Annotated in this window: 7 protein-coding genes; 2 read left to right on the top strand and 5 right to left on the bottom strand. The window is 70.9% G+C overall.

Annotated elements, in window-relative coordinates; all coding sequences use genetic code 11:
- Window positions 1-186 precede the first annotated feature (186 nt).
- Window positions 187-1749: an FAD-dependent oxidoreductase gene (locus F4561_RS18915; RefSeq protein WP_184580730.1), complete on the top strand. Its 1563-nt coding sequence runs from the start codon at window positions 187-189 to the stop codon at window positions 1747-1749.
- A gap of 34 nt (window positions 1750-1783) precedes the next feature.
- Here the strand turns inward: F4561_RS18915 and F4561_RS18910 are convergent, their stop codons facing one another.
- Window positions 1784-4753, bottom strand: coding sequence for an FAD-binding and (Fe-S)-binding domain-containing protein (locus tag F4561_RS18910; protein WP_312885372.1), 2970 nt, complete (start codon window positions 4751-4753; stop codon window positions 1784-1786).
- Between the two features lie 198 nt (window positions 4754-4951).
- Between F4561_RS18910 and F4561_RS18905 the strand changes: the two genes are divergently transcribed.
- Window positions 4952-6127 (top strand): pyridoxal-phosphate-dependent aminotransferase family protein, encoded by a 1176-nt coding sequence (locus F4561_RS18905; protein ID WP_184580729.1) that lies wholly within the window; start codon window positions 4952-4954, stop codon window positions 6125-6127.
- 71 nt (window positions 6128-6198) lie between these two features.
- On the opposite strand, the gene F4561_RS18900 is transcribed toward F4561_RS18905, so the two are convergent.
- The 4 genes from F4561_RS18900 to F4561_RS18885 all read right to left on the bottom strand — a co-directional run bounded on the left by F4561_RS18900 (window position 6199) and on the right by F4561_RS18885 (window position 11752).
- Window positions 6199-7569, bottom strand: coding sequence for a GntP family permease (locus F4561_RS18900; RefSeq protein WP_312885371.1), 1371 nt, complete (start codon window positions 7567-7569; stop codon window positions 6199-6201).
- 427 nt (window positions 7570-7996) lie between these two features.
- Window positions 7997-8845: a metallophosphoesterase family protein gene (locus tag F4561_RS18895; protein WP_184580728.1), complete on the bottom strand. Its 849-nt coding sequence runs from the start codon at window positions 8843-8845 to the stop codon at window positions 7997-7999.
- 119 nt (window positions 8846-8964) lie between these two features.
- Complete coding sequence (locus F4561_RS18890; protein ID WP_184580727.1) at window positions 8965-9546, bottom strand: TetR/AcrR family transcriptional regulator; 582 nt, start codon at window positions 9544-9546, stop codon at window positions 8965-8967.
- Window positions 9527-11752 (bottom strand): MMPL family transporter, encoded by a 2226-nt coding sequence (locus F4561_RS18885; RefSeq protein WP_184580726.1) that lies wholly within the window; start codon window positions 11750-11752, stop codon window positions 9527-9529. The genes F4561_RS18890 and F4561_RS18885 overlap by 20 nt, the downstream gene beginning before the upstream one ends.
- Between the last annotated feature and the right edge of the window lie 468 nt (window positions 11753-12220).

Below are 12220 nucleotides of genomic sequence, written 5' to 3'. Positions count from 1 at the left end.
CTTCGCTGCCTCGTTGGACGCGCCACCACCGGGCACCCGCACCGATCACCACCAGCCCGAGCCACCCGGCGCCTTCGCCGCCCCGTTGGGTGCGGCACTGTTCGCTTTCCGTACCGATTACCGCCACCTGGCCCCCTCGCCTTCCCAGCGAGGTTGTCCCTGCTCATTCCGGGGGAGGGGAAGGCCATGAGCGGTGACATGCGTGAGAGCGCGCGGATACCAGTCGCGATTGTCGGGGCCGGTCCGTCCGGGCTCGCGCTGGCGCTGGGGTTGGCCCGCCAGGGTGTGCGGTCGGTCCTCGTGGAGCAGGGCCGCGGCGGGATGAGGGATCGTTCGAAGGCGCCCGCGATCCACACACGCACTCTGGAGATCCTCCGCGGCTGGGGGGTGGAGCAGGCCATGCTCGATGGCGGGGAGCTGGTCACCGACCTGCGGGTGCGCTCCGCGGACACTGAGCGGACCCTGTTCTCGCTGGACTTCTCCGAGCTCGACGACGAGGCCGAACACCCCGGCGTGCTGTTCGTGGACCCCGGCATCATCGAACGGGTGCTGCTGCGGGCGGTGTCGGACTCGGGCCAGTGCGACGTCCGCTACGGGACGGAGCTTGTGGGGCTGGATACCAGTGACGACAGCGCGACGCTCACACTCAACGGGCCCTCGGGCACGTACCGGATCGAGACCGACTTCGTCGTCGGATGCGACGGCGCGAACGGGTTCGTCCGGGGTGCGCTGCGGTTGCCTTTCGAGGGTGCGGCCTACCCGATCCGCCCCGTGCTGGCCGACGCCCGCGTGCCCGACGAGCGCGACGAGCTTCCCTGGCCGCGGCTGCACAACGAACGCCGCGGCGTCACCTTTGCGGTCCGGCTGCGCCCCGGCCTCTGGCGGATCGCCCGCTTGGACGGCGGTGAACTGGGGCGGGCCGAGGAAGTGCCGAACGAAGAGGTGGCCGAGCTGGCGGGGACCGTGCTCGGCACCGGCTCGGTTGAGGCGGCATGGGCGAGCCGGTACCGGATCCACCGCCGGGGGAGCCCGCACTTCCGGGTGGGTCCGGTGCTGCTCGCGGGCGACGCCGCGCACGTCCACCCGCCACTGGGCGGGCAGGGAATGAACGCGGGCATACATGACGCGGCCAACCTCGCCTGGAAGCTCGCCCAGGCACTTTCGGGCCGCGGCGACGTGGAGCGGTTGCTGGAGTCCTACGACGTGGAGCGCCAGAGTGTCGCGAGCAGCGTGTCGTGGTGGGCCAACCTCAACACCCGGCTTTTCCTGCAGACGCCGCTGGCGGTCCGGACCGGGATGCTCCGACTGGGGCCGCTGCTCCTGGCGATCCCCGCTCTGCGGAGGTCGGTGCTGCGGCGGGTGACCATGCTCAACCTCACCTGCCCGCTCTCGCCGCTCGTGGAGTACGAGGAGCGGGCCGCGGGTAAGCGGCTGCCCAACCCGCTGCTGCGCTCACCCGGTGGGGGCCGGATACGCCTCTACGACCTCCTTCCGACCGGCCCCGCGCTCATCGAGGTGGCCATGGACCGCGCGTTCGGTGCCGACGTGCCCAAGGAAACCCTGCCGCTGACCCGGGTGGTCCGTATCGGCCCGGGTGGCCACGAGGACCCCACCAACGCGTTGCGCGGGCTGCTCGGCGCGAAGGAGGGGTGGATCCTGGTGCGTCCGGACGGCCACGTTGCCTGGGCGCGGCAGCACCCCGAGGGCCTGGGCGACGCCGCCCGGAACGCGCTCGGGGAGAAGGGCTGAGCACCCGAACCGCAGGAGCGGGCCGGCGCCCGCGCTACCCGGCCGAGCCGGTACCCCCGCCGGTCGGGCCGAAGACGGCCTCGTGCAGGAGCTCCACGGGGTGCCGGGCCTGGCGGCCGGTCCCGTGTGCGATCTGCTGCCGGCAGGACACCCCGGTGGCGCAGACACCGGCCTCGGGTGCCCCGTGGACCGCGGGGAACAGCCTCTGGCCGCCGATCGTCATGGACAGGTCGTAGTGCTCGGTCTCGAACCCGAACGACCCGGCCATGCCGCAGCACCCGGCGTCGAGTTCGCGGAGGGCCGTCCCGGGCAGGTGCCGCAGCAGCCGCGTGCTGGCCTCGGTGCCGAGGACGGCCTTCTGGTGGCAGTGCGCGTGGAACAGCAGCTCGTTGTCCTGCCCGGCGGTCTCGCCGGACGCGGGATCGGCGACGCTGAGGCGCCCCTCGTCGAGCGCGTCCGCGAGCAGCTCCTCGACCAGCCTGGCCTGGCGGCCGACCGCGGCGGCGCGGTCGCCGCCCACGAGATCCTGGTGCTCGTCGCGCAAAGTGGCCACGCACGACGGTTCGCAGCCCACGATGGCCACGCCGCGCCCGGCGTCATCGGCGAGTCCGTCGACCAGCCGGCGCGCCGTGGCGTTGGCGTCGGTGAGCAGCCCTTTGGAGATCTGGGCGCGCCCGCAGCACAGGTTCGGCTCCATCCGGACCCGCCACCCGGCGTGTTCCAGCAGTTCGATGGCCGCCTTGCCGATGTGTGGCTCGGTGAAGCTGGTAAACGAGTCCGCGAGGAAGACGACCTCGCCCGCGGCCGGATCGGGGGCGGCCGGGGCGCGCTTGCGGAACCAGCGGATCAGGTTGTCGCGGCGAAACGACGGCAGCGGGCGCCTGCGGTCGATCCCGGCGCCGCGCTGCAGCAGTGTGCGCAGGACGCCGATCCGGCCCATCAGGTTCGACAGGGGCGCGGTCCACGAGCCCAGGGTGTTGAGCTGGCGGATCCGGCCGAAGATGCGCGCCCGCAGTGGTGTCCCGTGTTCGGCGTGGTAGGCCGACAGCGACTCGCTCTTGAACGTGGCCATGTCGACCGACATCGGGCACTCGTTCTTGCACGCCTTGCATTCCAGGCACAGGTCGAGCACCTCGTTGACGCGCTCTCCGGCCAGCGCGGCGCTGGGATCGGGCGAGGAAAGCGCCTTGACCAGTGCGTTGGCCCGCCCGCGGGTGGAGTGCTCCTCGTCGCGGGTGGCCATGAAGGACGGGCACATGGTGCCGCCGGACTCGGCGGGCTTGCGGCACGCCCCGATGCGCATGCACCGGTCGGCCGCGCCGCGCATGCCGCCGTGCTGGGAGAAGTCGAAGTGTGTCGCCAGCGGGACCGCGGTGGGCAGGTTCGGTGTCCGGAGATTCCGGGTCATGGGGGGTGCGTCGACCACCTTGCCCGGGTTGAGCAGGCGATCGGGGTCGAACATGGCCTTGACCTCGCGCATGGACTGGTACAGGTCCGGGCCGAAGATCCGTTCGTTGAACTCGCTGCGGGCCAGGCCGTCGCCGTGCTCGCTGGAGTTCACGCCGCCGTAGGACAGCGCGAGCTCGCAGACCTCCTCGGCGACCTCGCGCATCGTCACTACCTGGTCGGGCTGGCTGAGATCCATGAAGGGACGGACGTGCAGGCAGCCCGCCGAGGCGTGGCCGTAGAAACCGGCGCGCAGCCCGCGCCGGTCCAGGATCTCGGCGAAGCGGGTGGTGTACTCCGCCAGGTGCTCGGGGGGCACAGCGGTGTCCTCGACGAACGCGATGGAGCGCTCCTCGGGCTTGCCGGCCGCCATCAGCAGGCCCAGGCCGGCCTTGCGCAGGGCGCGGAACGGCTGCTGCCGGGCGGGGTCGGCGGCGCGGATAGCGGCGTAGCCGTGCCCGCCGGCACGCCACAGCTTCTCCAGGCGTGCCGCGCCGGCCTCGGCCTCGGCAGTGTTGGTGTCGTCGGCGTAGAACTCCACGAACAGCAGAGCGGTGGGCTCGCCCTCCAGCTTGCGCACCAGGTGGCCGTGCTCGGGGGAGCGTCGCGCCAGGTCCAGGATGAAGTTGTCGACCAGCTCGATGGCCGCGCCCCCGGCGGCCATGGCGTCGTCGGTGGCCGCGATCGCCTCGGTGGTGGAGGCGAAGTGCCCGATCACCATGACCGTGGCGGCGGGCTTCGGGGTCAGCGCGACCTCGGCCTCGGTCACCAGGGTGAGGGTGCCCTCGGAGCCCACGGTGAACGCGGCGAGGTCGAAGGGGCCGTCCACCAGCCGGTCGAGCCGGTAGCCGCCCGCGCGGCGCCAGAACGTCTGCGGGCAGTCCTCGACGGCGGCCCTGCTGCGCTCGGCCAGGCCCGGCAGCTCGCGGTAGATGTGTCCTTCAAGGCCGCTCTGGGCCGCCTTCGCCTCGATGACGCCGCTGTCCGCGGGACCGAGGTGGGCACGCGCGCCGTCGGCCAGGACCGCTTCGAGCGAGTGCACGTGGTCGATCGTCATGCCGTAGGCCGCGGAGCGGGAACCGCACGAGTTGTTGCCGATCATGCCGCCGAGCGTGGCCCGGTTGCTGGTCGAGGTGTCGGGGGCGAAGAACAACCCGTGCGGGGCCGCCGCCTGGTTCAGCTCGTCCTGCACCAGTCCCGGCTGCACGCGGGCCCGGCGCTCGTCCGGGGAGACCTCCAGCACGCGGTTCATGTACCGGGAGAAGTCGAGGACGACGGCCTCGCCGACGGTCTGCCCGCAGTGGCTGGTTCCCGCGCCCCTGGGGAGCACCGGAGTGCCGAACCGGCGCGCGGTCTCGACGACCGCGACCACATCGTCGGCGTCGCGCGGGTAGGTCACGCCGAGCGGCGTGATCTGGTACATGCTGGCGTCCGTGGCGAACATGTGGCGGGTGTAGGTGTCGAACCGCACCTCGCCGCCGACCGCTCGGCGCAGTTCGGCCTCAAGGTCGTCGCTGTGTCCGCGTTCCGGCGATGTCTCGTGCGGGGTCTCGGCCACGGCGGCTCTCCACTTCTGCTGGTGTGGGGGAGATTGGTCCGACCATAGACACTTCCATATGGCAAAATCAATGGCTTGCGATACGGAAGGACCTCGGCACGCTCGGGGAATGCGCCCGCTTACCTTGACAGGAGCAGCGGGAGGAACTTCCATTAAACGACACGAGGCTTCCGAATCATGGAATTGCATTGGAGCGTCATGACGAGCGGCCGCCACTTCCTGCAGATCCCGGGCCCCACCAATGTTCCCGACCGCGTTTTGCGCGCTATCAGCTACCCAACGATCGATCACCGCGGCCCCGAGTTCGCCGATCTCGGGCGCGCCGCTATCGACGGCCTGAAAAGTGTCGTGCGCACCGAGTCTGACGTGGTCATCTATCCCTCGTCGGGCACGGGTGCCTGGGAGGCCGCGCTCGTCAACACGCTCTCGCCGGGCGACCGAGTGCTGATGTTCGAGACCGGGCACTTCGGGACGCTGTGGGCGGGGGTCGCGCGTGACCTCGGGCTCGATGCCGAGCTCGTCCCCGGCGACTGGCGCAGTGGGGTGGACCCGGAAGTGGTCGAGGAGAAACTGCGCGCGGACGCCGACCAGCGGATCGCGGCGGTCGCCGTGGTCCACAACGAGACCTCCACGGGGGTCACCAGCCGGGTACCCGAGATCCGGGCCGCGATGGACCGCGCCGGGCATCCCGCGCTGTTGCTGGTCGACACCATCTCCTCCCTGGGCTCGGTCGATTACCGGCACGACGAGTGGGGTGTCGACGTCACCGTCGGGTGCTCGCAGAAAGGGCTGATGCTGCCGCCCGGGCTCTCCTTCAACGCGATCAGCGCCAAGGCGCTGCGGGCCTCGCGTTCCGCCGGGCTGCGCCGCGCGTACTGGGACTGGGGCCCGATGCTCGACGCCAACACGGGCGGGTACTTTCCCTACACCCCGGCGACGAACCTGCTCTTCGGGCTGCGCGAAGCCGTGGCGATGCTGCACGAGGAAGGGCTGGACCAGGTTTTCGCCCGGCACCGCCGGCACGCGGAGGCCACCCGTAGGGCGGTCAGCGCGTGGGGGCTCGAGGTGCTGTGCCGCGTCCCCTCGGAACACAGCCCGGTCCTCACGGCGGTGCTGATGCCCGAAGGCCACGACTCCGACGAGCTGCGTTCCACCATCCTGGGCGGCTTCGACATCTCGCTCGGCGCGGGGCTGGGCAGGCTCGCCGGGAAGGTGTTCCGGATCGGCCACCTCGGCCACCTCAACGACCCCGCTCTGCTCGGCACCCTGGGCGGTGTGGAGGCCGGCATGCGTATCGCCAAGGTGCCCTACCGGCCCGGGGGCGTGACCGTCGCCGCCGAGTACCTCGCGGACACCGCTGGTGAGGCCGGCTAGCGCACCGGGACCGAGGCGGAGGTGCGGCCGGGCGATCGCCCGGCCGCACCTCCGCGCGGGACTGGAGGGCCTCAGATGACGCCGAATCCCCAGAGGGCGGACACGGCGCACATGGAGGAGATGCCGCCGACCAGGGTCACACCCCCGTAGGAGACCAGAGCCGCGCGCAGCGACATCCCCGACAGGGTCATGCACACCCAGAAGTAGCTCGAGTTGACGTACTTGATGATGACCGAGCCGCACGCCGCGGAGAGCATGGCCGCCTCGGGCGAGAGGCCGAGCGTCGGGAGCATTGGGGCGGTGAGCGAGGCCGCCGTGATCACCCCGACCGTTGTCGATCCGGTGATCAGGTTTGCCAGGACGCCCAGGAGGAACGGCAGCAGGATCGCGGGGATGCCGAGGGCCAGCGTGTTCTCGGCGATCACGTCGACCGCCGGGGTGGCCTTCAGCAGCTCGCTGAGCGCGCCGCCCAGCCCGGTGACCATGATGACCATCGCCGAGGTCCGCAGCGCGTTCTCCACCCACGTGTCGCGCAGGCTCACGGAGCCCTCGACCGCGTTGTTCCGCCACGCCACGAAGTAGGCGAGCAGTACTCCGATGCCCAGGGCGAAGACCGGCCACCCCAGGAACATGGCGTAACCGTGGACCGGGTTGTCCTCGGACAGCGCGAAGTCGGCGACGCTGCTGCCGCCGATCAGCACCAGGGGGACGAGGATCGGCGCGTAGGACCACCAGGTTGAGGGAAGCCGCTGCGTGTCGCCGTCGAGTGAGGTGGTGCGGTACTCCTCCGACGGGGGCGACGTGATGCGCGGGCCCACGATCTTCGCGTACAGCCAACCCATCACGGAGCCGAACAGGGTGACGATGGACCCGTAGAGGATGATCCTCCCGATGTCGGCCTCGACCACGGCCGCGGCGGCGAGCGGGCCCGGTGTCGGCGGCACGATCGCGTGCGTCAACTGCATGGCGCCGACCAGGCCGGTGGCCATGACGCTCATCGTGGCCCCTGCCTCCAGCGCGGCCACGTGCACCAGCGGGTTCAGGATGATGTAGCCGATGTCGGAGAAGACGGCGAGCCCGATGACGAATCCCGCGAGCGTCAGCGCCAGGGGCATGTTCCGCTTGCCCACCAGCCGCATCATCGAATGCGTGATGCGCTCCACGGCTCCGGAGTTGCGCAGGGCTTCGGCGATCAGTGTGCCGAGGACGATGACGACGGCGATCGACTGGATCGTGCCGCCGAAACCCACTTCGAACGCCTCGATGAAGGCGGTCTGGTCCACGGTGGGGACGAGCCCCAGCAGCACGATCGGCACGAGCAGGGCGATGAAGACGTGCCACTTGAACTTGGCGATAAGGAAAAGCAGGACAACGATTACGGCGACGAATCCGATCAGCGCGACCGCTGGATTGTTCGTAATCGGGTCGATCGAGTCTTCCACGGTCCAGTCCTCTCGGGGGGAGCCGCGCGGCACAACGGCCGCGTCGGTTGACTGGTCTCCCGCGCGGCCACGCTCCACGCGGCTCGGGAGAACCGTGGGGTGCGAGGCGAAACGCCGGAGCGCACCGGGGTCAGGTGCGGGGGGTGCTGGCCCGGACCGGGGGAGTGGTCCGGTCAGAGTACTCAGTTTCCCGTATAGTGGAATATCTAATTCGTATAATGAAATGCTAGGGTGGGGTGTGGCCTGCGTCAACCCCTGCTATGAGCTGAAACACAGGGTGTATGGCGTGCTGGAGCCGCCGCGCTGCCCGGTCCGGACGTACTGGGACGGGCCAACCGCGGTCGCTGGGGTACGGGCGCGCCGCGAAGGGCGCGCGACCGCGCTCCGCGGGAATGACGCTGGGTTCGTAGCGGCGGCGTGGCCGCTGTCAGGCGTCCCGGACCTCGGAGAGGATCCGGCGCGGCAGGGGGCGCTGTTCTGAACGGCGCCGCCACTCGCGCGGATAGCCCAGCGACACCTCCTCGAAGCGGACGCCGTGGTGCCAGGTGGTGCGGGGGATGTGCAGGTGGCCGTAGACCACAGTGGTCGCGTTGAACCGCCGGTGCCAGTCCGCGGTGCGTTCGGTGCCGCACCACTGGGCGAACTCGGGGTAGTACAGCGGCCGGGTGACCTCGCGGAGCGTGGGCCAGTGGTTGACCAGGACCACCGGCGCGCCCCCGAGAGCGCGGAGACGTTCCTCGGTGTAGTCGACCCGGGCCGCGCACCACTCCTCGCGCGTGGCGTAGGGGTCGGGGTGCAGCATGAACTCGTCGGTGCACACCACGCCCGTCTCGTAGGCGTACTCCAGCCCGGCCTCCTTGGTGTGGGTGCCGGGCGGGTGGAACGAGTAGTCGTAGAGCACGAAGAGCGGGGCGATCGTGATTGGCCCGCTCTCGCCCGGCCACACCGGATAGGGGTCCTCGGGGGTCGCCACGCCGAGAGACCGGCAGATGTTCACGATGTGGTGGTACCGCTCCACCCCGCGCAGCCGCACCGGGTCGGTCCCGTGCGTCCACAGCTCGTGGTTGCCGGGCGCCCAGATCACGGTCGCGAAGCGCTCGGTCAGCAGCCGCAGCGCCCACTCGATGTCGGCGGCCAGCTCACCGATGTCGCCGGCGACGATCAGCCAGTCGCGGTCCGACTCCGGCTGGATGCCATCGGCGATCGTGCGGTTCTCGGCGTAGCTGACGTGGAGGTCACTGACCGCGAACAGCTGTGCGGGGGGCTCGGGAGTCACGGGCCCATGCTAGGCCCATCGAATCCGCCCGCCGGATGCCGCTTCGCCGGCTACGCGCCGCGTCCGGCTGCGGGCTCACGCGCCAGCGGTGCCGGTCTCGTCCGGCGCCGCTGGCGTGGTCACCCGGCCGAGGCGCGGAGGTGCCCCAGCAGGTCGTCGACGAGGTCGTGCGGGCCAGCGTTCCCCTTGCCCTGGGCTGACACGTGCCCCGCCAGGGCGAGGTCAACGGCGCCGTGCGCCAGCGCCTGGATCAGCGCGGCCAGCCGTTCGGTGTCGCCCGGCGGAAGCTGGCCGGTGCGCTGTGCCGCGGCCACGATCTGGCCGAGTGTCGCGCGTGCGGTGCCCGCTGCGGCCCCCAGCTCCCCGGAGCCGGTGTCGGTGGACCAGACCCCGAACACCAGCTTGAAACGGACGGGGTACGCGAGCGCCCAGGTGACGTACTCGTGCATGGCCAGGCGGAGGGTGGCCTCGGCCGGGCGGCCGTGCTCCTGGATCTTGGTCATCGCCGAGCCCAGGTACTCCAGCTCGCGCGCGGCCACCGCGGCGAGTAGCGCCTCCTTGTCGGTGAAGTGCTTATAGGGCGCCATGTGCGACACCCCGGCGCGCCGGCCGACCTCGCGCAGTGTGACCGCTTCGAGCCCTCCCACATCCATGAGCTGCGTGGCCGCGACCACCAGGGCCTCACGTGTGTTCTCTGGCATCCGTCCATCGTATCTGGCTGGTTGACGACGTAAGCCCAGCAGGAGGAGGACTCGTCGCGCCGTCCCCTGTTCCGGCGACGCGCTCGTGCAGCCGGCGCAGCGGGCGCGGCAGCCACCAGTTGAGCCGACCGAACAACCGCATTGACGCGGGTACCAGGACGGCGCGCACCAGCGTCGCGTCGATGGCGATCGCCACCGTCAACCCGATACCGAGTGTCGCGATGACCAGCGACCGGGAGGTGAGTCCCGCGGTGCCGAGCACCACGATCATCAGCAGCGCTGCGCTGGTGATGATGCCGGCGGTTCGCTGCACGCCCGTGGCGATCGCGCGGGTGTTGTCGCCGGTCGCCGTGTACTCCTCCCGGGCCCGGCTGACGATGAACAGCTCGTAGTCGGTGATCAGGCCGAAGGCGATGATGGCGACGATCCCGTAGGTCCAGATGTCGGTCGTGCCGACCGGGACGAACCCGAGCGGGGATGCCAGGCCCCCGTCCTGGATGGCCCAGGTGAGGACGCCGAAGGTCGCCGCCAGCGACAGGGAGGCGACGAGCAGCGCCTTGAGCGGCAGCAGCAGCGAGCCGAACGCGAGGAAGAGCAGGATCGCGGTACCGACCACGACGACGAGCAGCGCCCGCGGAAGGGAGTCGAGGGTCGAGTCGGTGCTGTCGACCGCCACGGCCGGTCCGCCCGCACCGCCGACCAGTACCTCGGTCGCCCCGACGGGCGGCTCCACCGCCCGGATGTCCACGACCAGGTCGGTGTTGGCCCCGTCGTCGGCATCACCCGAGTAACCCACCGCGACCTGCGCGACGTCGCCGTTGGCGCGCTCGACCTCGGCGTCCCCGGCGCCGTCGAGGTTCGCCAGGCGCGCCACGTAGCCGTCCAGCTCCGCCTCCTCGACCTCCCCGACCACGGCGATCCGGATCGTGCTCGCCACGGGCCCCTCGTTCGGGAACTCCTCGTCCAGGATCTCGGCCGCCTCCTGGCCGTCGTTGCCGGCCGGGAGGTAGCGGTGGTTGGTCAGGCCGGGCTGCAGGGAGAGCAGCGGCCCTGCGGCGACCAGCAGCACCAGGCCGGCGGTGATGAGCGCCAATACCGGTCTGCGCATGACGAACCCGGCCAGCCGTGCCCAGCCACCGGCACCCTTAGCGGGCGTCCGGGCGCGGCGGGGCCAGGGGACGCGCAGCGCGTTGATCCGGTGGCCGAGAAGCGTCAGCAGGGCCGGCAGCACCGTGACGGCGGCCAGGACGGTGAACAGCACCGCGGTGATCCCGCCCAGTCCGAGGGATCGCGACGCCGGCTGCGGGAACACCAGCAGCCCGCAGAGCGCGACGATCACCGTGAGCCCGGAGAACACGACCGTGCGCCCGGCCGTTGGCAGGGTCGCCGCGATCGCCTCGCCGGGATCGCCCCGTTGAGCCAGTTCGTCGCGGTAGCGGCTGACGACGAACAGGCCGTAGTCGATCGCCAGGCCGAGCCCGAGGAGCATGGTGACCTGCAGCGCGAACACCGAGACTTCGGTGGCGCCGGTGAGTAGGCGCAGCAGCACCATTGACCCGAGGACAGCGAACACGCCCAGCACGATGGGCATGAGTGCCGCGACCACTCCGCGGAAGATGATGACGAGCAGCACGAGCAGGATCGGCATGGCGATCAGCTGGGCGCTGGCCAGGTCTCCCGTGGCCAGCGTCTGCAACTGGTGCAGGCTGGTGAGCTGGCCTCCCATGACGACCTGGAGGCCGTCGGCCCGGAGGTCGCCGAGGACGGCCTCGTAGGAGGCGAGCCGTTCCTCGTCGGTGTCGCCCACCGTGTTGAGGGCCACGTACGTGGTGTGCCGGTCCTCCGAGACCAGCGCGTCGCGTTCCTCGTCGGTGGCTCCGGGGGTCCAGTAGCTCTGGACCCGCGCGATGCGCGTGTCGGGTAGTCGGTCCACCGCCGCGGTCACCGCCTCGGCGAACTCCGGGTCGTCCACCGTTTTCGTGGGGTCGCTGTAAACCGCGACGGCGTCGGGAGAAGTGCGCCCGAACTCGCGTTCCAGGAGCGCTGAGGCCCTTTCGGACTCGGCGCCCGGATCCGCGTAGCCCGATGTGCTCATCTCCTGGAGGACGCCGGGACCCCAGAGTCCTGCGAAGAGTGCGAACAGGAAGGCCGCCAGCAGAACTGTCCGGCTGTTCCGGTTCGTGAAACGGCCCAGAGACGCGAGCATGGATCGTCCTTTGGTGCGGCAAGATGTGGTTTACAAGGTATACCTACTTGGGTGGGGTTGCGGCTGTCAAGTCGCGGGTGGGTGTGGGAACGCGGGGTGGTACGGGCGCGGACGCCGGCCCCGGAACGGGCGATGGCCGCCGTAGTGCCGCGGTTCACGGCGCAGCGCGAGCCGCTGGACACCGGTACGCCTGACGGCGGCGGTGCGGAGCCGGATGGTTGGGGCGGCGGTGAGCGGTGCGGTGGGGGAGTGGCGGGTTTCCAACCGGGCGGCGAAGGTGGTGGACGGGCCAGCCCTCGGTAATCGCGACTGGTGCCCGATGGTGGAGCGTGCGACGAGGGCAGCGAAGGCCGGTGGTGGGCCGGCCTGCGGGGGTCGCGACGGGTGCCCGATGGTGGCGCGCCCAACGAGGCAGCGAAGACGCCGGATGGGCCGGCCCCCAGTGATCGGTGCGGGTGCCCGGTGGTG

The organism is Lipingzhangella halophila (genome assembly GCF_014203805.1).
Taxonomy (GTDB): Bacteria; Actinomycetota; Actinomycetes; order Streptosporangiales; family Streptosporangiaceae; genus Lipingzhangella; species Lipingzhangella halophila.
This window is presented reverse-complemented; position numbering and strand designations above follow the sequence as displayed.

Coding starts and splice junctions, on each gene's coding strand:
- F4561_RS18915 (WP_184580730.1), top strand. CDS start 187: ATGAGCGGTGACATGCGTGAGAGCGCGCGGATACCAGTCGCGATTGTC.
- F4561_RS18905 (WP_184580729.1), top strand. CDS start 4,952: ATGACGAGCGGCCGCCACTTCCTGCAGATCCCGGGCCCCACCAATGTT.
- F4561_RS18890 (WP_184580727.1), bottom strand. CDS start 9,546: ATGCCAGAGAACACACGTGAGGCCCTGGTGGTCGCGGCCACGCAGCTC.
- F4561_RS18885 (WP_184580726.1), bottom strand. CDS start 11,752: ATGCTCGCGTCTCTGGGCCGTTTCACGAACCGGAACAGCCGGACAGTT.